Origin of the sequence: Bradyrhizobium sp. RD5-C2 (assembly GCF_019972155.1) — a bacterium.
Classification (GTDB): domain Bacteria; phylum Pseudomonadota; class Alphaproteobacteria; order Rhizobiales; family Xanthobacteraceae; genus Bradyrhizobium.
In genome coordinates, this window is record NZ_BOVL01000013.1 from 124570 (window position 1) to 147032 (window position 22463).

Sequence of the window (22463 nt, forward strand, 5' to 3'; positions counted from 1 at the left end):
GCTTCCCGACGCCCCGCCTGCCCGACCAAATCCCCCGTTCTCAGATCACGTAGAATCCATGCGTGCCGTCACGGCGCAGCTGGTCGACCAGGCCGTATTCCCAATCGAGATAGGCCTGCATCGCCTGCTCTGCGACGCCGGTGCCTTCATAGGGACGGCGGTAACGATGCGCGGGATCGGGCCTAGGCACGACGCGCGGCGGTCCGACTTCGAGCCGTCCCTCATAGCCGCCGTCGAGCACATAGATTTCCCAGCCCATCTGCGCGAGCCAGGACGCCGTCATGTCGGCGCGGATGCTCCTGTCGTCGGTCAGCACGATGCGCGCGCCGCGCACCGGCGCGGCCATGTCGATTTCCTGCACCAGCTGGCCGCCGGCGTAGTGGCGGAAGCCGGCAAGATGACCGGCGGCGTATTCCTCGGCGTCGCGCACGTCGAAGCGATACAGCGTGCGGTGTGCGTCCCCTTCCAGCACGGCAAGTTCAGCCGCGCCGATGTGGCGGACGCCGGCGCGATAGGCGACGTCGCGCGCATTGTCGGCGGCGCCCTCGAACGGCCCGACGTCGCCGCGCTTGCCGGCGCCGTGTTCGAGCTCGTGTTTCGCCAACGTCCAGCCGATCGTGCCGTTGCGCAGCGCCCGCACCTTGTTCGGCAGTCCGGCATTGATCAGCGACTGCGTGCCGATGATCGAGCGGGTGCGGCCGGCGCAGTTGACGATGATGGTGGTGTCGGGATCGGGCGCCGCGCTCCCTGCACGCAGCACCAGCTCCGCGCCGGGCACGCTGACCGAGCCAGGGATGTTCATCGTGGCATATTCGTCGAACCGACGCACATCGAGGATCGCGATGTTGGCCTTGTCCGATATCAGCGCGGCGACCTCGTCGGCGCTGAGTGACGGCGTGTGCCTGCGCGACTCGACCAGTTCGCCGAACGCCTTGGCGTAGGAATTGACGTCCTCGAACACCTCGTAGCCGGCCGCCTTCCAGCCCTGCAAGCCGCCCGCGAGCGCCGCAGCGTTTTCATAGCCCAGCGCTTGCAACTCGCCGGCCGCGGCAGCGACCAGTCCCTCGCCATTGTCATAGAGAACGATCGGCACGTCCTTGCGCGGCAGTCGCAGCTCGGCTTCGAGCACGATCCGGCCGGCCGCCATGTTGGCGGCAAACAGCGGATGGCCGGTGGCGAATTCCGCCTCATGCCTGACATCGAGCAGCGCTATCTCTTGGCGCAGCAACAGCGTTGCACGGATGTTCTGGGGTGTGACGGACAAAACTGTCATGAGAAGCCGGCCTTGGGCGGGAAAATTCGCAGGCCTGCTCTAGGCCGAAATCGCGCGCCGTCAATAGCCTTAACCGGTCCGCAACCCCGATCTTCGCGAGCCACGGTTCGGGAACGAAAATCCGCCATCCCGCTTTGCCCAACCGGGGCGCGCTTGCTACGTTCCAATCGGCCCCGTTGCGCCCGATCAGGCCTTCCGGACAAGAGAAGGTAGCGGGGCCAGCCTGAAGTCCTGGGAGGATGACCATGAGACCAGTCGGAAATGAACCATTGTCGCGTCACGCCCTCGCTTTCGTGCTGGCCGGCGGACGCGGCAGCAGACTTCAGGAGCTCACCGACAAGCGCGCCAAGCCAGCGGTGTATTTCGGCGGCAAATCCCGCATCATCGATTTCGCGCTCTCCAATGCAGTGAACTCCGGCATCCGCCGCATCGCGGTGGCGACCCAGTACAAGGCGCACAGCCTGATCCGGCACCTCCAAGGCGGCTGGAACTTCTTTCGCCCGGAGCGGAACGAGAGTTTCGACATCCTGCCTGCGAGCCAGCGCGTCTCCGAGACGATGTGGTATGTCGGCACGGCGGATGCGGTCTATCAGAACATCGACATCATCGAGGCACACGGCACCAAGTACATTTTGGTGCTGGCCGGTGATCACGTCTACAAGATGGACTACGAGATCATGCTGAAGCAGCATGTCGAAAGCGGCGCCGACGTCACGGTCGGCTGCCTCGAAATGCCGCGCACGGAGTCCTCTGGCTTCGGCGTCATGCATATCGACGAGAACGGCCTGATCCAGTCGTTCCTGGAGAAGCCGGCCGATCCGCCGCCGATGCCCGGCAAGCCCGACAAGTCGCTGGCCAGCATGGGCATCTATGTCTTCAATTCGGAATTCCTGTTCGACGAATTGCGCCGCGATGCGGCCGACCCGAACTCAGCCCACGACTTCGGCAAGGACATCATCCCCTATATCGTGAAGCACGGCCGGGCGATCGCGCATCAGTTCAACGATTCCTGCGTCCGTTCCGGCGACGATCCCCGCTCCTACTGGCGCGATGCCGGCACCGTCGACGCCTATTGGGGCGCCAACATCGATCTCACCGATGTGGTGCCCGAGCTCGACCTCTACGATCGGTCATGGCCAATCTGGACCTATGCCGAGATCACGCCGCCCGCCAAGTTCGTCCACGACGAGGACGGACGGCGCGGCCAGGCGGTGACCTCGCTGGTCTCCGGCGCCTGCATCATCTCGGGCGCGGCGCTGCGTCGGTCGCTGCTGTTCACCGGTGTCCACGTCAATTCCTACGCCAGTGTCGAGAACGCAGTGATCATGCCCTATGTGAATGTCGGCCGCGGCGCGCGGCTCCGAAACGTCGTGATCGATCGCGGCGTGCGGATTCCGGAAGGGCTCGTGGTCGGCGAGGATTCCGAATTCGACGGCAAGCGCTTCCGCACCACCGAGAACGGGATCACGCTGATCACGCAATCGATGATCGACAGGCTCCCGACATGACGCCGATCCGCGTCCTCGCGGTCGCCTCGGAAGTCTACCCGATCGTCAAGACCGGCGGCCTCGCCGACGTGGTCGGCGCGCTGCCGGCGGCGCTTAAGCAGCACGGCGTCGCCACGCGGACGCTGGTGCCCGGCTATCCCGATGTGCTGAAGGCGCTGGCCTCGGCGGAAACGCTGCTGCACTGGGGCGAATTCTACGGCGGGCCGATCCGCGTGCTCGGCGGCTCGCATGGCGGCCTCGACCTTCTCGCCCTCGACGCGCCGCATCTCTATGCGCGCCCCGGCAATCCCTATGTCGGCCCCGACGGACGCGACTGGCCCGACAACGGCATCCGCTTCGCGGCGCTGTCGCGGATGGCGGCCGAAATCGGCCGGGGTGCAATCGAGAGCTTCGTCCCCGACATCGTGCATGCGCATGACTGGCAGGCCGGGCTCGCGCCGGCCTATCTGCATTACGGTGGGCAGCCGCGGCCGGGCACGGTGATGACCGTGCACAACCTCGCCTATCAAGGGCAATTCTCGCCGGACATGCTGGCTGCATTCGGCCTGCCGGGCGAGGCCTATTCGCTTCACGGCGTCGAATATTACGGCACCATCAGCCTGTTGAAGGCCGGCCTGCAATTCGCCGACCGCATCACCACGGTGTCGCCGACCTATGCGCAGGAGATCCAGAGCGACGAAGGCGGCATGGGGCTCGGCGGCCTGCTCCGCGAACGCGCCGACGTGCTGAGCGGCATCCTCAACGGCATCGACATCGATGTGTGGAATCCCGCCACCGATCCCGCGATCGCGGCACGCTTCAGCGCCGCGCAAATCGCGGAGCGCGCAGCCAACAAGGCGGCGCTGCAGCGCCGCTTCGGGCTCGATCCGGCGCCGGATGCGATGCTGCTCGGCGTCATCAGCCGACTGTCATGGCAGAAGGGCCTCGACCTGCTGCTGGAGAACATTCCGACGTTGCTCGGCGAAGGCATTCAGCTCGCGCTGCTCGGCAGCGGCGATCGCGATCTGCAGGATCGCTACACCGTGCTGGCGCGCGACAATCCGGGGCGGATCGCGGTCGTGATCGGCTATGACGAGGCGCTGGCGCATCTGATCCAGGCAGGCTCCGATGCGCTCGCGGTGCCCTCGCGGTTCGAGCCGTGCGGCCTCACCCAGCTCTGCGCGCTGCGCTACGGCGCGGTCCCGGTCGTTGCCAATGTCGGCGGCCTTGCCGACACCGTGCTGGGCTTCGACGAAGCCGCGATCACCGGCAGTGCCGCAACCGGCGTCAAGTTCGCACCCGTGACCTCGGAGGCGCTCGCCCACGGCTTGCGCACGGCGAACCTGCTGTTCAACGACAAGGTGACCTGGCGCCGGCTGCAACAGGCCGGCATGGCCACCGATGTCTCCTGGCACAATCGCGCCGGCCGCTACGCCGCGCTCTATCGCGAGCTCGCCGCCGCGCGAGGATGACGCGCGATCAGTTCAACAGATCGCAGGACGCGATGCGGTTGATGTCGGCCAGGCGCCGATCGGGATTGCCCTTGAGATCAAGGCTCGCGACGAGATCGAGCAGGCGGCCATAGGCGCGGTCGGCGATCGCGACCGGCAGCGGCTCCTCGTCGAAGATTTCGACGTAGTTGCCGACGAGGCCGCTCAGAAGCCGGCAAACGCCGCGTTGCTCCGGGTCGTCCTTGCCTAGGGTCTCTAGTTTTTGCTGGAAAGTCCTGAAGGTTCGCAAACCGTGCGGCTGTTGCGAAAGCCAAGTATGCAGATCAGGAGCGTGCAAATCAGAATTTTGTAAATCAGTCATATCAGCCTCTTCAAGTAGGAGAAGAAGCTACCGGTTTATATAGCCGATCACGGTTCTGCGCCACGACGATTTTTGCATGCATCCCCTGCCCGGCCGCGCAGGCCGTGTCATCCGATTGGCACGCCGCACCGCTAATGTATCTGGGTTTTGATGAGATCCGCGAGTGCCGGCAGGATCCTGTAGCGCGTGATCTCGTGCGGATAGTCGCCGCGATTGGCGAGCAGCACGATGCCGAACCTATGCGCCGGGACCAGGCCGATATAGGCCGAGGCATTGTTGAGGCCGCCAGGCTTGTCGATGACGGTGACACCGTCCAGCCGTACATGCTCCCACGCCATCGCCTGCCCGAACTTCGCATCGACACGAAAACTCTCGTGCATGGTCATCTGCAATGCGGCGCGCAGTTCGGGATCGATCACGGCGCCGTCGAGACAGGCGCGCAGCAAAATGCCGAGATCGCGCGCCGACGAGAACATCTGGCCGGTGCCGGGAAAATCGTAATAGCTCTGCTGATTGCCGGGCGGGCCGATCGCCGTGCCGTCGTGGGAGTACCCCTGGACCATGCGCTGCATGATCTGCTGCGCCAGTGCCGCGCGATTGTCCTCGCCACGATCCGGAACGAAGGTCGAAGTCATCCCGAGCGGCTTGAGGATACGGCGCTCGATCAACGTCGCGATCGGCATGCGATAGCGCTGCTCCAGCACCAGCTGCAGCAGGACATAGCCGGAATGGCTGTAGATGCGCTGCTTGCCCGGCTGCTCTCCCTTCTGGGGCGTCCAGGCATTGAGCATCGCCATGAACTGATCGCGGCTGTAGGTCTCGTTCGGCCATGGCGGATGATCGGTCGGCAGCAGCAGCCCCGATGTATGGTTGACGAGCTCGCCGATCGTGATGCGGCTGATATAGTTGCCTTGCAACTCGGGCAGATATTGGCCGACGGAATCGTCCAGCCGCAATTCACCGCGCTCGGTGCCGAGCGCGACCAGCGTCGCCTCGAACAGCTTGCGCAGCGAGGCGAGGTTGAACAGCGTGTCCGAGGTGACCGGCCGCTTGGCCGTAGTGTCGGCGAAACCGTAGTTGAAGAAGGCGAGCCGGCCCCCGGCATAGACCGCCGCGGCAAGGCCGCCCGGATCGGCCGCGGTCGCGGTTGGCCCCAGCTCCGTCGTGACGATGTCCCTGATCTGCGCATCCATGTCGGAATCAGCCCGCGCCGCCGTCAGCATGCTGGCGGCAAGGGCGAGCAGGACCGCCGCGATCCGGGCGAACAGCCGTTGTCTCAAGAGCCATTGTCTCATGCAGAACGAATTCTGGACGATGTTGCGATGTGACCCGCAGGACCTGTTCAGCCATCGCGAGATGGCGACATCGCGATCCTAGCGATGGAACCCACACGTCCGAATTCACGATCGCGCGTTTTGCACCGTTGCCGGTTCCGCTGGGGAACGGGCGGCCCGATCGCTGTTCCGGCGGTCACACCCGGAAACCACGATCGCGACCGCCCTCCCACTCCAGCCACGGCGCGGGAACTGCAATGGAACTAAAAAATGCTGCGCGTTTGAAAATACGGGGAGCGTGCTTCGACAGAGAGGAAATGCCGACGCTTGCCGGGCTCGCCGCCGATATGTCTGGCTTCGTCACATTCCGCTCCCAACCGGGGACGGTTTCTTACTAGCAACAATTCGTCAATCAAGGGTTGCGTAGGCCCATGAGATTCGATTGACAAGATACTGCTGCCTGCGACGGATTGTCCTGTTCCCGATGCAGGACGCGCGCGATGCCGTGGTTAAGCATGGCTTAACTATCGAACGCGCGGCGCGCGCGCCTATCCGGTTCGCGACCGCACGATCGACCGCGGCAACGACGCCAGCAGCAGCACCAGGCAGACGCAGAGCAGCACGATGTCCTTGAACAGGAACTCGCCGGCCAGGTTCCAGGCCATCGGATCGGTCGACAGGCTCCACTTCACCACCCCCGGTGTCGTGAAGAAGAACGACCAGGTCACTGTAAAGGTGATCACGCCCATCAACGCGCCGATTGCAGACAGGATCGGGCTGAACGCGCCGACGGCAAGCAGCACGGCGATGCCGAACTCCGTGACGCCGAGCACATAGGCCTCGCCGCGAAGGCCGAACACCGACAGCCACGAAACGAACGGGCTGTTGCTGATGAATTGCGCGATGCCTTGTGCCGATTGCAGCGTGAACTTCTGCATGCCGAACGACACGAAGATCACCACCATGACCCAGCGCAGGATCGCGAGCAGACGGTAAGACCCCTCGCCGTGTTCGGCGATGTTGAACGACAGATTCATGCGGATGTTTCTTCCCTTGCTGCGATGCCAGCATCGACCGCGGTTGCGGCGTTCGTGGCAGGATTACGCAGCGCACCCCGCGCCCGTTACGCGCGGGAGGCCGTCACGTCCTTCACAAGGATGTGCAGATGAGGTGATCGGCGCGGCCGGCGGACGGCAGCAGCCTCAAGCCGCCGAGAGCAACTCGCCGACCTTCTCGTAGGCCTCGCCCTTGAACCGCATCAGCTGAAACTGCTTGATCGGCACATAGTCGCTCGGGGTGGTGTTGAGGGTGATCCCAGGAATCAGCAGTGGCGCGGGGAAGCCCTTCAGGCTGGTCGCCTGGTGCAGGATATTGGCCCGCGTCAGCTGGTCGCCACATTGCCTGATGACGTGGGCGGCCGTTGCCCCGGCGGTGTAGCCGATGGCGTAAAGGTCGTCGGCGCGATCGGCGTTCGGGACGTAGCGGTCGAGGAACGCCATGTATTGCTTCATGTCCGACGTGTCGGCCCAGAGCGGATTGCCGGGGTCCATCCGTGTCGCAAACGCGAGAATGCCTTGCGCGGTCTCGAAACCCGCGGGCTGCAACGTCGCGCGCACCGAGGCGTTGCCGGCACCGAGGAAGATCTGCGGCCGCCACGCGAGCGCAGCCATCTTGCGCAGCGCCTGGCTCGCCATCTTGGGGATCGTGATGAGGAACACCACGTCGGCGCCGGACAATTTCATCTGGACGATCTGGGAATCGATAGTCGGGTCGCCGACCGAGTAATTCAGCTCGGAGGTGATCTGCGCGGTCCTGGCGCCCAGACCGGACTTCAGCCCTGCCAGCGTTGCCTTGCCGGCATCGTCGTTCTGATACAGCAGGCCGATCTTCGCATCGGGCATGGTAGCGGCGATATAGCGGCCGACGACGCCTCCCTCGATCTCGTAGGTCGATCCGCCGACCATGGTCCACGGATTGGCCGCCGGGTCCGACAGCTTGCTGGCGGCCGCTGCAAGGAACAGCTGCGGGACCTTGCGCGCATTCATGTATTTCTGCACGGCGATGTTGCCCGGCGTTCCCATCGCGCCTGCGATGAACAGCACCTCGTCGCCTTCGACCAGGCGCCGCGCCGCCTCGACCGATTTCGGCGGGCTGTAGGCGTCGTCATAGTTGATGAACTTGATCTTGCGGCCGTTGATGCCGCCGGTCTCGTTCAGCATGCGGAAATAGGCATCCATGGCGTTGGCGAGGACGCCGAACGACGACACCGGGCCGCTGAGCGGTCCGAACTGCCCGATGCGGATCTCCTGATCGCTGGCGCCGGGATCATAGGAGGCGCCGGCAAATGCCTTGCCGCCAATGGATGCCGCGAGCCCAGAAGCTGCCGTCCCGAGCAGCGTTCGACGGCTGATCGTCTTCATCGGTTTCCTCCACTGGATTGGACGCCTTATGCGGCGCCTCGTTCGAATGCCACGCGATATTGCGCGGCGACCTCGTCGATGATGTCGGCGGCCCCCGTCACCGCCTGCACGCCCGAGACCGAATGACCCGCGCTCCAGACGTCGGCCCAGCGCCGCGGTCCTGCCGCGTCGTTCTTTCCGCCGAACTTTTCGCGCGCGCGCGCTTCCGACACCTGCTCGTCGAGATTTGCGGGATCGAGGCCCGCGGCGACGATCGACGGCCGCAGCATGCTGGCATCGAGGCCGGTGAAGGCCTTCGTCAGCATGATATCGTCGAGCGTGCTGTCGACCAGCATCCTCCGATAGGCCTCGCTCGCCATGCTCTCACGCGCCGCGATGAAACGCGTTCCCATATAGGCGAGATCGCAGCCGAGCAGCCGCGCTGCGGCGAGCGCGGTACCGTCCGTCACGCCGCCCGCGAGCACGACTGGCCCGTCGAACATGGCGCGCACCGCGCGCACGAAGGCGAATGGATTGGCCCAGCCGGTTTGGCCGCCGGCACCTGCGGTAAGCAGGATCAGACCATCGGCGCCCGCCTCGATTGCCTTCTCGGCATGACGAAGCGAGGCGATGTCTGCGAGCACGAGACAGCCGACATCATGCAGCGGCGCGACCGCCGCCGCCGGCGAACCGACGCTGGTGATGACCATCTCGACCTTGTGCCGGACGAGACAGGCGAGATCGTCCTTGAAGCGCGGCTGGCGGATGATGAGGTTCGGACAATGCGGCGCTGCCGGCCGGCCAAGATCTGCGACATTGCGCCCGATCCGGGTAAGCCAGGCATCGAGCTCCTCGACCGAGCGGGCGTTCGCGGTCGGAAACGCGCCGATCGCGCCGGAGCGGCAGACCGCCGTCACGAGATCGACGCCGGAGACGCGCAGCATGGGAGCTGCGATCAGCGGCAGACGAAGCCGATCTGCGATCGCAGCGGGGAGCGCGCTCCGGCGGGCAGCGGCCTGCATGATCAGCGTCCCTTCCAGACCGGCTTGCGCTTCTCGGCGAAGGCCTTCAGTCCTTCGTTGCGATCCTCGGATTTGAGCGCGCGTTCGGCGATCGGCCCCTGCGCGGTCCACCCCTCTTCGTCGGTCCAATTCGCGGCCTGGAAGATAATCTCCTTCGATGCGGCGAGCGCCGTCGGGCCGTTGACGAGGAGCTCGTTGCCGAAGACAACCGCCGCCTCCAGCGCCTGTCCGGATTCGACGAGCCGGTTCACGAGGCCGAGGCGTTCAAAGTACTCCGCGCCCTTGAACTGCCCGGTCAGCGCCAGCTCCATGGCGACGTGATAGGGGATCCGCTTGGGCAGCCGGAACAGGCCGCCACCGATGGCAACGACATTGTGCCGGACTTCCGGCAGCCCCATCTTGGCGTCCCGCGCGGCGACGATGAGATCGCAGGACAGGCAGAGCTCGAGCCCGCCGCCAACGGCATAGCCCTCGACGGCCGCGATCAGCGGCTTGCGCGGCGGCCGGCGAAACAAGCCGAAACCGCCGCGTTCAGTCACGCCGCGCTCGCCGCGCGCAACCGCCTTGAGATCGGCGCCGGCCGAGAAGTTGCCGCCCGCGCCGGTGATGACACCCGCGAACAGTGCATCCTCCGCGTCGAGCAGATCCATCGCATCGGAGATGCCGCGCGCCAGCGCCGCGTTGCAGGCGTTGCGCGCTTCGGGACGGTTCAGCGTGACGACCAGGATGTGGCCGCGCCGCTCGGTCAGAACGACCTGTTCGTTCTCAGTACTCATCGATGCGCCTCACAATGCGAAGGTAAAGCCGCCATTGACCGGATAGGTCTGGCCGGTGATCCACGCGCTCGCGTCGGAGGCAAGGAACAGCACCATGTTGGCGACGTCGGACGGCAGGCCCGGGCGGCGGATGACGTACTTCTCCATCATCTTCTTCTGCCGCTCCGGATCGGCCTTCAGCCGCGCCTCGATCGCCGGCGTTAGCGTCGCGGCAATCGCCACGCAGTTCGCCGTGATGTTGTGGCGGCCGAGCGAGCGCGCGACCGCGCGCGTGAAGCCCGCGGCACCCGCCTTCGCGCCCGAATAGACCTCGAGGCCCGCCTCGCCGGCGCGGCCGGCATCCGAGATGATGGTGACGATGCGGCCACCCTTGCGCTCGATCATCTGCGGAATGCAGGCCGAGGCGCAGTTGATGACGCCGTAGAGGTTGACGCCGATGAAACTGTTCCAGACCTCAGGGCCGGTCTCCCAGAACGGCTTGCGCGCATCGGGATCGGGGGTCGCGCCGGCATTGCCGGCATTGTTGACGAGCACATCGGTCGGGCCGAAGGCCTGCTGGGCTTTGCCGACCATCGCCTTCACCGAGGCGAGATCGGTGACGTCGGCCTGCACCGCGACCGCCTTGCCGCCGGCGGCATTGATTTCCCGCGCGACCTGCTCGGCGCGATCGAGGAAGTAGTCGTTGACGACGATGCCGGCAGCGTTGTGCGCGGCGAAATGCAGCGCGATCTGGCGCCCGACGCCCTGGCCCGCTCCGGTGATCAGCGTCACCTTGCCGTTCAGATCAAGAATATCACTCATACGTTTCTCTCCCGTCCCTTCCAGTAGGGCTCGCGCAGTTCGCGCTTGAGCAGCTTGCCCATGGTGTTGCGTGGCAGTTCATCGACGATCGACAGCGTCTTGGGCCGCTTGTAGGAAGCAAGATGCTCGCGGCAGAAGGCGAGGATCGCTGCCTCGTCGGTGATGTGGCCCGGCTTCAGCTCGCAGAACGCCTTGACCTGCTCGCCGAACTCGTCGTCGGGGATGCCGATGACAGCTGCGTCCTGCACATCGGGATGCCTGAGGATCGCGGCTTCGATCTCGGCCGGATAGATGTTGACGCCGCCGGCAATGATCATGTCCTTGGCGCGATCGGTGATGAACAGATAGCCGTCGTCGTCGAGCATCCCGACGTCGCCGACGCGGAAATATCCATCGTCGTCGCGCGTGTCGGTTCCGAGCGGCTTGCCGTTCAGATAGGAGCGGATCGTCACCGGCGTCCTGATCCAGATCTCGCCGGACTGGTTGCGCGGCAGTTCGCGCCCCTCGGCATCGCGGATCGAGATGTCGACATGCTTGTGCGGACGGCCGCTGGAGCCGGGCTTGCGCTCCTGCATCTCCGGCGGCAGGAAGCTGATCATGCCGACCTCGGTGGCGCCGTAGCCTTCGCCAAGCACGCCTGCGCCGAAATAGCGGATGATCCAGCGCTTGAGCTCGTAAGGCACCGGCGCTGCGCCGACCGATAGGGCGCGGATCGACGACACGTCGTAGGCGTCGAGCACATCCTTCGGCAGCGCTGCGAGGCGCTTGTACATGGTGGGAACGCCGGTCCAGTTGGTGACGCGGTGCCTTGCGATCAGGCGAAGCGCGCCTTCGGGATCGAAGCGGCGCATCAGGATCACCGGATTGCCGAGATGGATCGCACCCCAGACCTGCGACGGGCCGGCGCCATGATGCAGCGGCAGCGTCAACAGCGAGACGCCGCCCGGCTGACCGCGCCGGGTCTGCGCCACGTCGCTGAGATATTCGCTGGTGCGTTGATCCATCTGCACACCCGGCTGCACCGCCGAGACCACGCCCTTGGGCAGGCCCGTGGTGCCTGAAGTGTAGAGGATCAGCGGCGGCCGACCGGTGGAATGCAGCGGCGGCTCCGCAAACGTGTCGAGCAGTTCGGAGAATGCGACGAAGCCGGGCGACACTGTGCCGATCGAGACCGCGAGCTTGATCGGTAGACCTTCGAATGCGGGCTTCAGCGCCGCCGGATCCTCATCGTCGCAGACGATGACCTGGGCGCCGCTGTTGGACAGCACGTACTGCGTCTCCGACGGCGTCAGCCGCCAGTTCAGGCCGAGCAGCGAGCAGCGCAGCTTGCCGATCGCCTCGCTCAGGATCGGCCACTCGATCCGGATCTGGGTCCGCAGCACCACGATGTCGCCGGCGACGACGCCGCGGGCCGCGAGGCCATGCGCAACGCGGTTCGCCGCATCGTTGAGCTGCGACCATGTCATCTGGTGATCGCCCTCGATGAAGGCGACATCGTCGGGGCGATTGGCGGCCCAGTATTCGACGCTGTTCGGCAGGATGCTCATTTCGTCAGCCTCCGTTCCAGCGTCGCGATGAAGTGCGCGCTGATGACCTCGAGATCCAGTCCCTCCGGATCGACCAGCCACTGCGCCACCGATCCGCGCAGCGTGGCGTGGATGAGCGCGCTTTCGATCTCCGGATCGATATCCGCGCGCAACCGCCCCTCGGCCATTCCCGCCCGCAGCGCCGCGGCGATCTCGCCTCGCGTTTCGCGATTGAGTTTCGCCACGGTAGCCGTGATCGGCGGCACGGTGAGCGCGCCGGCCAGCACGGCGTGAAAGGCGCGCGCCATGGCAGGATTCCGCGCCGGCATCACGAAGTAGTATCGGCACGACGCAAGCAGGCTGTCGTAGCCGGTCAGTCCCGGTGCGGAAGCGCGGCGCTCGGTGATGAAGGATTCGATGATGTAGGTGCCGAGCGCCGACAGCAGATCGGCCTTGGTCTTGAAATAGTGCGACGGCAGACCGCGGCTGTAGCCGGCGCGCTCGCCGGCCTCCGCCAACGTGATCGCCTCGAGCCCGTTTTCGGCCACGATCAGCGCGGCCGCTTCGAGGATCCGCCGCTCCGCTTCATCGCGCCGCTCGACCTGGGTCCGCCGCGACACCGACACGGGCGCGTCATCTCGCTGCTCCTGCGCGCGTCGAACTGCTCGTGCCATTCAGCTTCGCTCCCTTTGCCGTGCGGCGACTTCTTGCTTGCATTCAAGCTAGAATAATGTTTGTTGGTTGGTCAACAAGTTTCTTGGAGAAAACGCATGCAACCGGGTGAGCTACTGAAACCAGGGCTGTATTCCGCAGCACCTAATGACCGGGCGGGGGCCACGGTCCGCCTCAAGGGCGGCCGCTGCCGCTGCGGATACTTCTTCTTCCCGATGCAGACCTATGGCTGCGAGCGCTGCGGCAGCCATGGCGACGCGCTGACGCCTTGCGAGCTCTCGGCCGATGGAACGCTACTCGCCGAAGCAACCGTTCACCTGCACGCCGACAAGAACCGCCCGACCCCCTTCACCATCGTCAAGGTCGCGCTCGACGACGGGCCCGTGATCCGCACCCTGCTGGCCGAGGACAGCGCGCCCGTCGCGCCGGGCCGGCGCGTGACCGGCAGGCTCGCTCCAGTCGGACAAAGCGAGAGCGGCGAGACCGTGCTCGATCTCCGCTTCAGCATCGCATCCTGATTGGTCCGGAGGTTTGACATGACACGATCACTCAACGAGCTGCGCCCGGTCTACGTCGTCGGCATCGGCTGGCACCGCTATCAGAACCCGAGCGAGACGCCCTATGTGGAGCTCGGCCTCACCGCGATCCGCGCCGCACTTGCAGATGCGCGCGTCGAATGGCCCGTGGTGGAATCGACCTATGTCGCGACCGCGCTGCTCGGCATGGCGTCGGGGCGGCCGATGCTGCGCCATCTCGGCGCGACCGGCGCGCCGCTGATGCATGTCGAGAATGCGTCGGCGTCCGGATCGACCGCGTTCCGCCATGCCTGCATTGAGGTCGCAAGCGGCATCTCCGACGTTGCACTGGCGGTTGGCGTCGACAAGCGCAATCCGGTGCGGCGTCCGGACACCTGCCTCGGAAACCTCGCCGAGGACGCCATCGTCCCCTTCACGCATTTCGCGCTGCTGACCAATGAATACGCGGTCCACAACAACGCTTCGACCGAGGACATTGCACGGGTCGCGGTGAAGAACCACCGCAACGGCGCCAAAAATCCCAATGCGCAGCGGCAGCAGGAGCGCACGCTCGACGAGGTGCTTGGCGGCAAGCGGGTGTCGGGCTCGCTGACGTCGTTGCAATGCACGCCGATCGGCGAAGGCGCCGCGGCCGTGATCGTCGCATCCGAGGACGGCATTCGCCGATTAGGCATCGACGCCGGCCGCGCCATCCGCACCACGGCCTCGGTCGGCCGCAGCGAGCGGGTCTATCCGCCCGGCGCCGGCTTCGACGCGGCGCTCACCAAGGAGACCGCCGACCTCGCATTGGCGCAGGCCAAGCTCACGCCGAAGGATCTCGACATCATCGAGCTGCACGACGCATTCACGGTCGAGGAGCTGCATTACATCGAAAGCATCGGCCTCTGCCCCGAAGGACACGGCGTTCGCATGCTGAAGGACGGCGCGCTCGATATCGGCGGGCAATGCGCGATCAATCCCTCCGGCGGCCTGATCGCGATGGGGCACCCGATCGGTCCCACCGGCATCGGCCAGATCGGCGAGATCGTGATGCAGCTCCGCGGCGAGGCCGGCCCGCGCCAGCATCGCGGCGCGCGGATCGGGCTGGCGCATATGGTCGGCGTCGGCGCGGTCTGCTATGTGCACATCCTGCAACGGTGACGCCGCCGCTCGAAAACGCGCCAGCTCACGCGCGCTGGCGCAGCGGCCGCGCGGCGTCCTTTGCCGGCACCGGCATCGTGAAGCCGTACAGGAACAGGTCCACCACCATGTCGGCGAACTCGCTGGGATCGACGCCGCCCTTCGGGTCGTACCAGGTGTGGCTGAAGTTCAGGATGCCGAACAGCATCATGCTGTAGATCTTCTTGGTCCGCTTGACGATCTTGCCTTCCTTGTCGAGCGTGACCAGAAGATCGGCGATCGTATCGACCAGCTGGCGCTCCAGCGCCTTGATCGCATCCTGCTCGGTCGCCCCGAGGAACGAGAGGTCGTTGAGGATCACGCGCTGCTCGTCGCTCGAGCGCGCATTCAACGCGACAATGGCCTGGATCGCGGCGCGGAACTGCTCCAGCGTCGCCGCCTTGCCGGACATCGCGGCCTCGACATCGGCGATCATCTCGCGGATATGCGCATCGAGGATCGCGAACAGGATCGCTTCCTTCGAGTCGAAATAATGATACAGCGCGCCGCGCGACAGCTTGCAGGCATCCGCAAGATCGGCGATCGAGGCGCGCATGTAGCCCTGCCGCGCGAACAGGCCGCAGGCGGTGGTGAGAATGCCCCGCTGGATCTCGTCGTAATTTTCTGAGCGCGTCCGCGCCATTACATTCTCTCTCGTGCACCATCGGCGCCGCCGGAATCGGACGGCACCCGTCTCTCTATACTACTGCCGCTCCGCGCCCTCCTCCCCTTTACGGGCACCATCCACCAGAACTCTTCCATCGCTCACCATGACGCGCGACCTGCGTCAAAAAATAATTTGAACGACCGGTCGGATTATATTAGAGTGCCTGCCATCAAGCAAGCGGATTGCGCACGTCGGGACCAACCCGGCGGCATTGAGGGAGGCTGCGCGTGGATTCTCAAAAGGTCGATGCTGTCGTGATCGGGGCCGGCGCCGGCGGGCTGTGCGCCGCGGCGCGTCTCGCCCATGGCGGGCTGCATACGCTCGTCGTCGACGACAAGGACCGGCTCGGCGGACGCGCCTCGACCGAGGAGATCGACGGCTTCAAGGTCAATATCGGCGCGATCGCGATCGAGTTCGGCGGCGTGTTCGAGGAGACCTTCCACACCGTCGGCGCGCCGCTTGATATCCGCGCGCCGGCGCCCGCGAGCTCGTTCTTCATCGACGGCAAGGTGATCGATGTCGGCCGCGGCGGCTGGTCGCTGTTGCTCGGGCAGCTCACGAAACAGGCCTCGCGCATCCTGGAGAAATTCGCCGACGCCCGTTCCGGCAACCTGCCCGACGGGCGGCAATCGACCGAGGATTGGCTGAAGGGCTACACCAGCAACGCCACGGTGCACGCGCTGTTCCGCAATCTCTGCGCGGCAATCTTCGCCTGCAACGCCGCCGAGCTGCCGGCCCGCGCCTTCCTCACCTATTTCACCAGCAAGGGCGCCTTCAAGAAGTTCGGCTTCTGCCCGCAGGGCACGATCGGCGTCTGGAACAGCCTCGGCAGCGCGATCAGGCGCAATGGCGACATCTGGCTCGAAACGCCGGCGACCACGATCCACACATCAAATGGCCGCGTCGAAGGCGTCACCGTGCTCCGGAACGGTGAGAAGGTGCGGATCGAGACCGATCTTGTCGTCAGCAACGCTGGACCGAAGGCCACCGTCGCGCTCGCCGGCAGCAAGGCATTTCCGGCGGATTATCTCGCCAAGGTGAGGAATGACCTGCGCCCCGCCGCCAACATCGTCATCAATGTCGCGAGCCGCGAGCCGCTGATCAACCACCCCGGCATCGTCACCTTCGGCAAGACGCGCCGACTCTGCAACATGGCGAACCTTTCCGCCACGTGCCCCGAACTGGCCCCGCCCGGCTGGCATCTCTATGTCGCCTACGCCGTGCCGGTGCCCGCGCTCGGCGATTTCGACGCGGATGCCGAGGTCGCGCTCGCGCTCGAAGATCTGCGCGAGCAGTTCCACAATTTCGATCAGGCGAAGATCCTCTCGATCCGGGTGATGCGCGACGACTGGCCTGCGCAACGCAGCTGCGCCGGTTATGACCTGCCGCGCGAGACTGGCATCGAAGGCCTGTGGTGCGTCGGCGATGCGGTGAAGCAGTACGGCAATGGCGGTACCCAGGCTTGCGCCGAGACCGCCAAGATCGTGACCGATGCGATCTTCGCCGAGCGTCCGCGCCGATCGGTTGGCCGGGTCTGAGCGCGATGCCGACGACGATCCCGCATCCGACGTCGCAAGCAACTCCCCAGGCCGCGCCGGCGCCGGAATGCCTGCTCGAATTTCGCAACATCCGGATCGTCTACGACAACGCGATCGAGGCTATCCGCGATGCCTCGATCGCAGTGCCCGAGGGCAGCATCGTCGCGCTGCTCGGCTCCAACGGCGCCGGCAAGTCGACATTACTCAAAGCGATGTCCGGCATCCTCTACACCGAGGAGGGCGTGATCGAAAACGGCAGCATCCGCTTCCGCAATGACGAGGTGCATCGCCTCGCGCCGGACGAACTGGTGCGCCGCGGTATCGTGCAGGTGCCGGAAGGCCGACGCGTGTTCGCGGCGCTCACCATCGACGAGAATTTGCAGATGGGCGGCTACACCAGGACCGGCGCCGAGGCGCGCGGGCGCCGCGACAAGGTGTTTGCGCTGTTTCCGCGGCTCCATGAGCGGCGCGACCAGATCGCCGGCTACATGTCCGGCGGCGAGCAGCAAATGCTCGCGATCGGCCGCGCGCTGATGACCGATCCGGTGCTGCTGGCGCTCGACGAGCCGTCGCTCGGCCTCGCGCCCTTGATCATCGACCGCATCTATGAGGTGATTGTCCGGCTGCGCGATGAGCTGAAAATGACCGTGCTACTGGTCGAACAGAACGCGCAGCGCGCGCTCGACATCGCCGACTATGGCTACATCCTGGAGACCGGTCGCGTCGTGCTCGACGGCACAGCTGCGCGGCTCACCGCCAATGAAGACGTCCAGGAGTTCTACCTCGGCGTCTCTTCCACCGGCCGCAAGAGCCTGCGCGACGTCAAGCATTACAAGCGCCGCAAGCGGTGGCTGTCGTGACCGCGCTGCTCATGGTCGAGAACCTGTCAAAACGCTTCGGCGGCCTGCAGGCGGTCGCCGATGTCAGCCTTCAGGTAAGCCCCGGCGAGATCTGCAGCGTGATCGGCCCGAACGGCGCCGGCAAGACCACGCTGTTCAACATGATCTCGGGCGTGCTGCGGCCGAGCGGCGGCCGGATCATCTTCGACGGCATCGACCTTGCGACCATTTCGCCATGGAAATTCGCCGCCGTCGGCATCGGCCGCACCTTTCAGAACCTCGCGCTGTTCAAGCACGGCACCGTGGTCGAGAACATCCTGACCGGCCGCCACACCCATCTGCGCTCGACCGTGCTGGACGCCGTGGTGTTCTTCGGCCGCACCCGCAAGGAGGAGATCGCGGCCCGGCAGCGCGTCGAGCACATCATCGAGTTCCTCGAGATCGAGCATATCAGAGACGCCGTGGTCGGCACGCTGTCTTACGGCCAGCAGAAGCGCGTCGAGCTCGCCCGCGCGCTCGCCTGCGAGCCGAAATTGCTGCTGCTCGACGAGATGGTCTCCGGTATGAACCAGGAGGAGACCGAGGATATCGCGCGCTTCGTGCTCGACATCCGCGACGAGCTCGGCATCACCGTCGTGATGATCGAGCACGAGATGCGCATCGTGATGGACATTTCCGACCGCATCCATGTGCTGAATTTCGGGCGCAAGATCGCAGAAGGCGCGCCCGACGAGATCAGGCGAGATCCTGCCGTCGCGGAGGCCTATCTCGGTGGCCAGCGCGCCGAAGCGATGAAGGCGGGCGCGTGATGTCGACGATGGACAGCCTGCGCACCGCTCACCCGCCGCTGCGGGCCAACGCCGCGCGCAGCGCACCCGCGGCAGGCGCCGACGCGCTGCAGGCGCCGCTTGCGGATGCCGCCATCACCATCCCGCAATTGCTGCGGCAACGCGCCGCCATACATGGCGATGCATTGGCGCTGCGGGAGAAGGATTACGGCATCTGGAATCCCTATTCGTGGCAGCATTACTACGGGACCGCGCGCGCGGTCGCGCTCGGCCTGCTGTCGCTCGGCATCAAGCCCGGCGACCGGGTCGCTATCGCCGGCGAGAATACGCCGGAATGGCTTTACGCAGATATCGGTGCCCAGATGATCGGCGCGGTCGCGGTCGGCATCTATCCGACCAATCCCTGGGTCGAGCTGCAATACATCGTCAAGCATTCCGGAGCCCGAATCGTCATCACCGGCGATCAGGAGCAGACCGACAAGGTGCTCGACGCGATGGCCAACAATGGCGGCCTGCCGGATCTGGAAGCCATCGTCTGCATCGACATGAAGGGGCTGCGGCACTATCGGCAATCGGAGCTGATGTCGTTCGCCGCCTTGTGCGAACGCGGCAAGGGCTACGCCGAGGCGAACCCGGAGGCTGATGCTACCCTCGATCGCCTGATCAACCAGGGCGCGCCCGACGATGTCTGCATCCTCGTCTACACCTCGGGCACGACGGGCCCGCCCAAGGGCGCGATGCTGACCCATCGGAATCTCGTCTACGCCGCCTATGCCTATGCCAAGACCGTCGGCATCGCCGACAAGCCGTTCGCGGCGGTGAGCTATCTGCCGCTCTGCCACGTCGCCGAGCGCTGCTACGGCACGGTGACGCATCTGGTGCTCGGCGGCACGGTGTCCTTTGCCGAATCGATCGACACCGTCGCGATCAACATCCGCGAGATCGCGCCGACGTTCTTTGTCGGCGTGCCCCGCATTTACGAAAAACTGCAACAGGGCTTTCTGTTCAGGCTCGGCGAGAGCGGCCGTCTGCGGCAAGGCTTCACCAAGGCCTGCCTCGCCTGGGGCCGCACGCTGTCGGATCGCCGGCAGGCCGGCAAGGAGGGCTGGCTCGATCGTGCCGCCTACGGGCTGCTCTATCTCCTCATGTTCCGCAATCTGCAGCGCCATCTCGGCTTCGCTTACAGCCGGCACCGGCTCTGCGCCGGCGCCTCGATCTCGCCGGAGACGTTGCGCTTCTTCGACATCATCGGCCGCCCGGTGTCGCAGGGCTATGGCCTCACCGAAAGCGGCGGCGTCGCCTTCATCCAGACGGAAAGCCACCACCGGATCGGCGGCTGCGGCGTGCCGCTGCCGCAGACCGAATGGAAGTGCGATACCGACGGCGAGATCCTGCTGCGCAACCCCGGCGTCTTCAAGGGCTACTTCCTCGACGAGAAGGCCTCGACGGCCTCGCTCGAACAGGGCGGCTGGCTGCGCACCGGCGACATCATCGACGTGCTCGACAACGGTGAGATCGCCGTCGTCGACCGCAAGAAGGCGATCATCATCACCGCCGGCGGCAAGAACATCGCCCCGTCGGAGATCGAGAACGCGCTGAAGGATTCCGAATTCATCAAGGAAGCGATCGTGGTCGGTGAGGCCAAAAAGTACCTCGGCGCCATCCTCCAGGTCGATTACGACAATGTCGGTCGCTGGGCGCGCGACCGGGCGCTGGCCTATACCAATTACAAGTCGTTGTCGCAGCTGCCTGAAGTGCACGAGCTGGTCGAACGGATCGTGGGCGACACCAACAAGCGCTTCGCCCGGGTCGAGAATATCCGCCGCTTCGCCATCCTCGAGAAGGAGCTCGACCATGACGACGGCGAGCTCACCGCCACGCAGAAGGTGCGCCGCGCCATGATCGAGAAGAAGTTCGCGCGCGAGCTCGCCATCATCTACCAGTCGGAGGGCTGAATGCAGTATCTCATCCAGCTTTTGATCTCTGGGCTCGCGATCGGCGCGATCTACGGCCTGATCGCGATGGGCTTTGCGGTGATCTACAAATCCACCGGGCTGGTCAATTTCGCGCAGGGCGAGATGACCATGATCACGGCCTATATCGCCTGGACGATCTCGACCACGGTCAGCGGCAATGTGTTCGTCGTCGCCATCGGCGCGATCCTCGCCGCGGTCCTGCTCGGCCTCGTCATCGAGCGCCTGGTGATGCGGCCGATGCTGGGCGAGCCGGTGTTCGCGACCGTGATGGTGACGATCGGGCTCGCGGTGATCCTGCGCTCGGCCATCAATTTCATCTGGGACGCCTATCCGCACGGGCTGGATATCAGCATGGGGCGCGGTATCGTGCATCTCGGCGGCATCGGCGTGCGCACCGGGCAAATCGCCGTGATCGTCACGCTGCTGGCGTTGCTTGCCGCGATCTGGGCGTTCTTCCGCTACAGCAAGGTCGGCGTCGCGATGCGCGCGGTCGCAGCCGACGACCGCACCGCGCTGTTGATGGGCATCAGCGCCACCAGGGTCCACGCGCTGGCCTGGGCCGCATCCTCGGTGATCGCCGGCATCGGCGGCGTGTTCTTTGCACTGTCCTACGACTTGTCGCCGGCGATGTTCCAGCTCGGGCTGAAGGCGTTTCCGGCCACGATCCTGGGCGGTCTCGATGCGGTGCTGGGCTCCGGGCTCGGCGGCCTCCTGATCGGCATCACCGAAAACCTCGCCGGCGGCTATCTCGGCTCCGGCATGAAAGAAGTCGCGGGCTTTGCCATGATCATCGTGGTGCTGATGGTCCGCCCGTTCGGCATCTTCGGCGAACGCGATATCGAGAGGGTCTGATGCGCACCGGCGACTACAAGCAGAGCTATGGCGAACTGGTCGCGCTGGTCGATTCCCCGCCGGTGTGGCTCTGGTCGGCCGTGCTGCTGCTGGCACTGATCGCAGCGCCCTATCTGCTGAATTCCTACGCGGTGTCGTTCCTGATGATCATCCTGATCACGGTGACCGGCGCGCTCGGGCTCAACATCCTGACCGGCTACACCGGTCTCATTTCGCTCGGCCATGTCGGCTTCCTCGTCACCGGCGCCTATGCCTATGCGGTGCTGGTCTCGAAGTACCACATGCCGCCGCTGGTCGGCTTCCTCGGCGCCGGCGTGGTGCCGGCGCTTGCCAGCCTGATCGTCGGCGCACCATCGCTGCGGCTCAAGGGGCTCTATCTCGCGATCACCACACTCGCCTTCTCCTTCATCATCAACACCGTGATCCTGGAGATGCGCTGGCTGACCAACGGCGCACGCGGCATCCAGGTGCAGCGGCCGGAGATCCTTGGGATCAACTTCGACAGCGATGCCGCCTTCACCTATCTCTGCCTCGCTTTCGCAAGCTTGACGCTGTTCGCCACCCTCAACATCCGCCGCAGCCGGGTCGGACGCGCCTTCGTCGCCATCCGCGACAACGACACCGCGGCACGCGTGATGGGGATCAACCTGCACGCCTACAAGCTGTTCGCTTTCGTCACCTCGGCCTTCATCACCGGAATCGCCGGCGCGCTCTACGGCATCTATCTCTCCTTTGTCAGCGTCGAAGGCTTTCCGTTCCTGCTCTCGATTGAGGCGCTGGCGATCCTGATCGTCGGTGGCCTCGGCTCGGCGCTCGGCGCCGTGCTCGGCACCATCCTGATCGTGCTGCTGCCGGAGGCGACAAGGCTCGTCTTCAGCCTGTTCAGCGCCCACATGGACGCGACCTTCACGACCGGCGCGCAGGAGCTGAAGAGCATGCTCTACGGCCTCGTCATCATCCTGTTCCTGCGCTTCCAGCCGAGGGGGCTGGTCGGCGCCTGGCACGACATCAAGCGGACCTGGGTACACTGGCCGCTGCGCTACTAATCAAAAAAAGACGCAACACCA

General features: G+C 65.3%; 21 protein-coding genes. 10 read left to right on the forward strand and 11 right to left on the reverse strand.

Annotated features, from left to right (window positions below; all coding sequences use genetic code 11):
• Window positions 1–40 precede the first annotated feature (40 nt).
• Window positions 41–1273, reverse strand: a complete 1233-nt coding sequence (locus tag BraRD5C2_RS17325) for a rhodanese-like domain-containing protein (RefSeq protein WP_223969928.1) — start codon at window positions 1271–1273, stop codon at window positions 41–43.
• Between the two features lie 245 nt (window positions 1274–1518).
• Between BraRD5C2_RS17325 and glgC the strand changes: the two genes are divergently transcribed.
• Together glgC and glgA are read left to right on the forward strand one after the other, a co-directional pair.
• On the forward strand, window positions 1519–2781 hold the full coding sequence (glgC, locus tag BraRD5C2_RS17330; protein ID WP_223969929.1) for a glucose-1-phosphate adenylyltransferase: 1263 nt from the start codon (window positions 1519–1521) through the stop codon (window positions 2779–2781).
• Window positions 2778–4232 (forward strand): glycogen synthase GlgA, encoded by a 1455-nt coding sequence (gene glgA / locus BraRD5C2_RS17335; RefSeq protein WP_223969930.1) that lies wholly within the window; start codon window positions 2778–2780, stop codon window positions 4230–4232. Before glgC ends, glgA begins: the two co-directional genes overlap by 4 nt.
• Window positions 4233–4239: 7 nt before the next feature.
• Here glgA and BraRD5C2_RS17340 read toward each other — a convergent pair whose 3' ends face one another.
• The 9 genes from BraRD5C2_RS17340 to BraRD5C2_RS17380 all read right to left on the reverse strand — a co-directional run bounded on the left by BraRD5C2_RS17340 (window position 4240) and on the right by BraRD5C2_RS17380 (window position 13044).
• Window positions 4240–4572 carry a hypothetical protein gene (locus BraRD5C2_RS17340; RefSeq protein WP_223969931.1) on the reverse strand — a complete coding sequence of 111 codons (333 nt, stop codon included), beginning with the start codon at window positions 4570–4572 and terminating at the stop codon, window positions 4240–4242.
• A gap of 131 nt (window positions 4573–4703) precedes the next feature.
• Window positions 4704–5867, reverse strand: a complete 1164-nt coding sequence (locus BraRD5C2_RS17345; RefSeq protein ID WP_223969932.1) for a serine hydrolase — start codon at window positions 5865–5867, stop codon at window positions 4704–4706.
• A 527-nt stretch (window positions 5868–6394) separates the two neighbouring features.
• Window positions 6395–6883 carry a DUF417 family protein gene (locus tag BraRD5C2_RS17350; RefSeq protein ID WP_223969933.1) on the reverse strand — a complete coding sequence of 163 codons (489 nt, stop codon included), beginning with the start codon at window positions 6881–6883 and terminating at the stop codon, window positions 6395–6397.
• A gap of 165 nt (window positions 6884–7048) precedes the next feature.
• Window positions 7049–8266, reverse strand: a complete 1218-nt coding sequence (locus BraRD5C2_RS17355) for an ABC transporter substrate-binding protein (RefSeq protein ID WP_223969934.1) — start codon at window positions 8264–8266, stop codon at window positions 7049–7051.
• Between the two features lie 26 nt (window positions 8267–8292).
• Complete coding sequence (locus BraRD5C2_RS17360; RefSeq protein WP_223969935.1) at window positions 8293–9267, reverse strand: NAD(P)H-dependent flavin oxidoreductase; 975 nt, start codon at window positions 9265–9267, stop codon at window positions 8293–8295.
• Window positions 9268–9269: 2 nt separating this feature from the next.
• Complete coding sequence (locus BraRD5C2_RS17365; RefSeq protein WP_223969936.1) at window positions 9270–10043, reverse strand: crotonase/enoyl-CoA hydratase family protein; 774 nt, start codon at window positions 10041–10043, stop codon at window positions 9270–9272.
• A gap of 9 nt (window positions 10044–10052) precedes the next feature.
• On the reverse strand, window positions 10053–10844 hold the full coding sequence (locus BraRD5C2_RS17370; protein WP_223969937.1) for an SDR family NAD(P)-dependent oxidoreductase: 792 nt from the start codon (window positions 10842–10844) through the stop codon (window positions 10053–10055).
• Window positions 10841–12391, reverse strand: coding sequence for a class I adenylate-forming enzyme family protein (locus BraRD5C2_RS17375; RefSeq protein WP_223969938.1), 1551 nt, complete (start codon window positions 12389–12391; stop codon window positions 10841–10843). Before BraRD5C2_RS17375 ends, BraRD5C2_RS17370 begins: the two co-directional genes overlap by 4 nt.
• Entirely contained in the window at window positions 12388–13044 is a 657-nt protein-coding gene (locus tag BraRD5C2_RS17380; protein WP_223969939.1) for a TetR/AcrR family transcriptional regulator, read from the reverse strand. The genes BraRD5C2_RS17375 and BraRD5C2_RS17380 overlap by 4 nt, the downstream gene beginning before the upstream one ends.
• Window positions 13045–13140: 96 nt before the next feature.
• Here BraRD5C2_RS17380 and BraRD5C2_RS17385 point away from each other — a divergent pair, with 96 nt between their 5' ends.
• Window positions 13141–13560: a Zn-ribbon domain-containing OB-fold protein gene (locus BraRD5C2_RS17385; protein WP_223969940.1), complete on the forward strand. Its 420-nt coding sequence runs from the start codon at window positions 13141–13143 to the stop codon at window positions 13558–13560.
• A gap of 18 nt (window positions 13561–13578) precedes the next feature.
• Entirely contained in the window at window positions 13579–14718 is a 1140-nt protein-coding gene (locus BraRD5C2_RS17390) for a thiolase family protein (protein WP_223969941.1), read from the forward strand.
• A 25-nt stretch (window positions 14719–14743) separates the two neighbouring features.
• Here BraRD5C2_RS17390 and BraRD5C2_RS17395 read toward each other — a convergent pair whose 3' ends face one another.
• Window positions 14744–15379 carry a TetR/AcrR family transcriptional regulator gene (locus tag BraRD5C2_RS17395; RefSeq protein WP_223969942.1) on the reverse strand — a complete coding sequence of 212 codons (636 nt, stop codon included), beginning with the start codon at window positions 15377–15379 and terminating at the stop codon, window positions 14744–14746.
• 251 nt (window positions 15380–15630) lie between these two features.
• On the opposite strand from BraRD5C2_RS17395, the gene BraRD5C2_RS17400 reads away from it, so the two are divergent.
• From BraRD5C2_RS17400 to BraRD5C2_RS17425, 6 genes are read left to right on the forward strand one after another with little or no spacing between them, the layout of a single operon-like run.
• Window positions 15631–16941: a phytoene desaturase family protein gene (locus BraRD5C2_RS17400; RefSeq protein WP_223969943.1), complete on the forward strand. Its 1311-nt coding sequence runs from the start codon at window positions 15631–15633 to the stop codon at window positions 16939–16941.
• A gap of 5 nt (window positions 16942–16946) precedes the next feature.
• The gene (locus BraRD5C2_RS17405; RefSeq protein WP_223969944.1) at window positions 16947–17801 is read left to right on the forward strand and encodes an ABC transporter ATP-binding protein; all 855 of its coding nucleotides are present in this window, start codon (window positions 16947–16949) and stop codon (window positions 17799–17801) included.
• Window positions 17798–18589, forward strand: coding sequence for an ABC transporter ATP-binding protein (locus tag BraRD5C2_RS17410; protein WP_223969945.1), 792 nt, complete (start codon window positions 17798–17800; stop codon window positions 18587–18589). The genes BraRD5C2_RS17405 and BraRD5C2_RS17410 overlap by 4 nt, the downstream gene beginning before the upstream one ends.
• Window positions 18589–20523: an AMP-dependent synthetase/ligase gene (locus tag BraRD5C2_RS17415; protein WP_223969947.1), complete on the forward strand. Its 1935-nt coding sequence runs from the start codon at window positions 18589–18591 to the stop codon at window positions 20521–20523. Before BraRD5C2_RS17410 ends, BraRD5C2_RS17415 begins: the two co-directional genes overlap by 1 nt.
• Window positions 20524–21396 (forward strand): branched-chain amino acid ABC transporter permease, encoded by an 873-nt coding sequence (locus BraRD5C2_RS17420; protein WP_223969949.1) that lies wholly within the window; start codon window positions 20524–20526, stop codon window positions 21394–21396.
• Complete coding sequence (locus BraRD5C2_RS17425) at window positions 21396–22442, forward strand: branched-chain amino acid ABC transporter permease (RefSeq protein ID WP_223969950.1); 1047 nt, start codon at window positions 21396–21398, stop codon at window positions 22440–22442. Before BraRD5C2_RS17420 ends, BraRD5C2_RS17425 begins: the two co-directional genes overlap by 1 nt.
• The last annotated feature ends 21 nt before the right edge of the window (window positions 22443–22463 follow it).

Excerpts from the sequence above, each read along its gene's own strand:
- BraRD5C2_RS17325 (WP_223969928.1), bottom strand. The coding sequence starts at position 1,273 with ATGACAGTTTTGTCCGTCACACCCCAGAACATCCGTGCAACGCTGTTG.
- glgC (WP_223969929.1), top strand. The coding sequence starts at position 1,519 with ATGAGACCAGTCGGAAATGAACCATTGTCGCGTCACGCCCTCGCTTTC.
- glgA (WP_223969930.1), top strand. The coding sequence starts at position 2,778 with ATGACGCCGATCCGCGTCCTCGCGGTCGCCTCGGAAGTCTACCCGATC.
- BraRD5C2_RS17340 (WP_223969931.1), bottom strand. The coding sequence starts at position 4,572 with ATGACTGATTTACAAAATTCTGATTTGCACGCTCCTGATCTGCATACT.
- BraRD5C2_RS17345 (WP_223969932.1), bottom strand. The coding sequence starts at position 5,867 with ATGAGACAATGGCTCTTGAGACAACGGCTGTTCGCCCGGATCGCGGCG.
- BraRD5C2_RS17350 (WP_223969933.1), bottom strand. The coding sequence starts at position 6,883 with ATGAATCTGTCGTTCAACATCGCCGAACACGGCGAGGGGTCTTACCGT.
- BraRD5C2_RS17355 (WP_223969934.1), bottom strand. The coding sequence starts at position 8,266 with ATGAAGACGATCAGCCGTCGAACGCTGCTCGGGACGGCAGCTTCTGGG.
- BraRD5C2_RS17360 (WP_223969935.1), bottom strand. The coding sequence starts at position 9,267 with ATGCAGGCCGCTGCCCGCCGGAGCGCGCTCCCCGCTGCGATCGCAGAT.
- BraRD5C2_RS17365 (WP_223969936.1), bottom strand. The coding sequence starts at position 10,043 with ATGAGTACTGAGAACGAACAGGTCGTTCTGACCGAGCGGCGCGGCCAC.
- BraRD5C2_RS17370 (WP_223969937.1), bottom strand. The coding sequence starts at position 10,844 with ATGAGTGATATTCTTGATCTGAACGGCAAGGTGACGCTGATCACCGGA.
- BraRD5C2_RS17375 (WP_223969938.1), bottom strand. The coding sequence starts at position 12,391 with ATGAGCATCCTGCCGAACAGCGTCGAATACTGGGCCGCCAATCGCCCC.
- BraRD5C2_RS17380 (WP_223969939.1), bottom strand. The coding sequence starts at position 13,044 with ATGGCACGAGCAGTTCGACGCGCGCAGGAGCAGCGAGATGACGCGCCC.
- BraRD5C2_RS17385 (WP_223969940.1), top strand. The coding sequence starts at position 13,141 with ATGCAACCGGGTGAGCTACTGAAACCAGGGCTGTATTCCGCAGCACCT.
- BraRD5C2_RS17390 (WP_223969941.1), top strand. The coding sequence starts at position 13,579 with ATGACACGATCACTCAACGAGCTGCGCCCGGTCTACGTCGTCGGCATC.
- BraRD5C2_RS17395 (WP_223969942.1), bottom strand. The coding sequence starts at position 15,379 with ATGGCGCGGACGCGCTCAGAAAATTACGACGAGATCCAGCGGGGCATT.
- BraRD5C2_RS17405 (WP_223969944.1), top strand. The coding sequence starts at position 16,947 with ATGCCGACGACGATCCCGCATCCGACGTCGCAAGCAACTCCCCAGGCC.
- BraRD5C2_RS17415 (WP_223969947.1), top strand. The coding sequence starts at position 18,589 with ATGTCGACGATGGACAGCCTGCGCACCGCTCACCCGCCGCTGCGGGCC.
- BraRD5C2_RS17420 (WP_223969949.1), top strand. The coding sequence starts at position 20,524 with ATGCAGTATCTCATCCAGCTTTTGATCTCTGGGCTCGCGATCGGCGCG.
- BraRD5C2_RS17425 (WP_223969950.1), top strand. The coding sequence starts at position 21,396 with ATGCGCACCGGCGACTACAAGCAGAGCTATGGCGAACTGGTCGCGCTG.